The following is a 1,306-nucleotide window of genomic DNA, read 5'->3' as shown; positions in this document are numbered from 1 at the left end:
TCATCAACCTACCGAGAGTAAAGTTTGGAACTTTTGGAGAAGCGATCGAAGCATTTGTGACAGTTGCGTAAGTCCTGTCATCGAGTTCAAACTTTATCCCCATGCCAGAGGTAAACAGATTGCTCGCAAGTTCCCGCTTGGGTTTGAGCATCGCACGGCAAACTTCTCCCCAGTTAATCAGGTCAGGTTCTTTACTTGACTCCGGTAAGGCATATCCAGCCTCTGTGAGCCACTTAGGAACCATATCCCAGCTCATCCTTTTTATTTGTCGGGGTTCAAGGATGTCTATGAGGTCATCCTTGATGTCTCGATTTAAAGCAATTTGAACAGTCTTGTTCTCAACTCCGCATTTACAAGCAATATCCTTAGTTGTCTCTCCGCAAAGTACACCTTTGAAGTATCTCCAGGGTGTTGCCGTGATTTCACCCCTCTTTTTAGCTTCCAGAGCGGCTTTCAAATTTTTCAGCTCAAACCTGTTTTCAGCCTCGTCAAAGTTCTCTTCTGGTTGATCTGAAATAGGGGGCATCCTAATTAACCGTCATCAAGTTCTTGCTGAATCAATGCTAACAAATTGCTAACTCCAGTTAGTCGATGGCTGACCCTAGCGCCGACTATCGTTGAAACATCCCATCAGACATACGTTTCAGAGATTTAGCGAATGAAAGCATTTCAACTTAGCCTACCTATTCCAGGCTGTGAACCCGTTTGCCTAGACGATCGCAACCAACCCAAAAATTCCAAGAACCGCTCACGCCCCATCGTAATTGAACCATCTTGCACCACCCAGAGAGCAGCAGACCTTCTCGGCGTATCTACCACCACTCTCTATCGCGCCCGAAAACAAGGCAAACCCTATCAACACAAAGCCTGGATTGCCCAAGCGATTGGTGCCAAAAACGCTTGGACAGTCTCATACACCCCGAACCAAGCCAAACCGAACAACTGATGAATGAGAAATTGGAGTAACTGCAATGAATAACAACCACTCAAGCATCAACTACAACGACTGCAACTTCCACGACTTCTGTGCAACCGCAGCTTCCAACTATCCAGAATGCGATCGCCAAACAAAAACCAACACTCAAAACTTCATCATTCCCAGACAAACAGAAGTTTGGCAGTTTCTTCAAGATGAATGCAAACTGGACATCAGTCACATCTCCATCAGACCACCCTTCGATAAGTGGTGGAATATCCTCCATGAAGGCAGCCACTATGCCACTAAGCCACTAATATCATGTCCGGTAGTACAACCATAGTAAAATAGCTAAGTATACCCTTTGTAAAAAGCATCCTATCTAACCAA

General features: G+C 45.3%; 3 protein-coding genes. 2 read left to right on the top strand and 1 reads right to left on the bottom strand.

Features of this window, described 5'->3' with window-relative positions:
- A partial coding sequence (locus QUB33_RS29490; protein ID WP_333358244.1) for a hypothetical protein occupies positions 1 to 526 on the bottom strand: 526 nt, incomplete at its 3' end.
- Between the two features lie 132 nt (positions 527 to 658).
- Between QUB33_RS29490 and QUB33_RS29485 the strand changes: the two genes are divergently transcribed.
- Positions 659 to 946: a hypothetical protein gene (locus QUB33_RS29485; RefSeq protein ID WP_333358241.1), complete on the top strand. Its 288-nt coding sequence runs from the start codon at positions 659 to 661 to the stop codon at positions 944 to 946.
- Positions 947 to 971: 25 nt separating this feature from the next.
- The gene (locus QUB33_RS29480; protein WP_333358238.1) at positions 972 to 1,259 is read left to right on the top strand and encodes a hypothetical protein; all 288 of its coding nucleotides are present in this window, start codon (positions 972 to 974) and stop codon (positions 1,257 to 1,259) included.
- The last annotated feature ends 47 nt before the right edge of the window (positions 1,260 to 1,306 follow it).

The organism is Microcoleus sp. B3-A4 (assembly GCF_036705385.1).
Classification (GTDB): Bacteria; Cyanobacteriota; Cyanobacteriia; order Cyanobacteriales; family Microcoleaceae; genus Microcoleus.
This window is presented reverse-complemented; position numbering and strand designations above follow the sequence as displayed.

Coding starts and splice junctions, on each gene's coding strand:
- QUB33_RS29485 (WP_333358241.1), top strand. CDS start 659: ATGAAAGCATTTCAACTTAGCCTACCTATTCCAGGCTGTGAACCCGTT.
- QUB33_RS29480 (WP_333358238.1), top strand. CDS start 972: ATGAATAACAACCACTCAAGCATCAACTACAACGACTGCAACTTCCAC.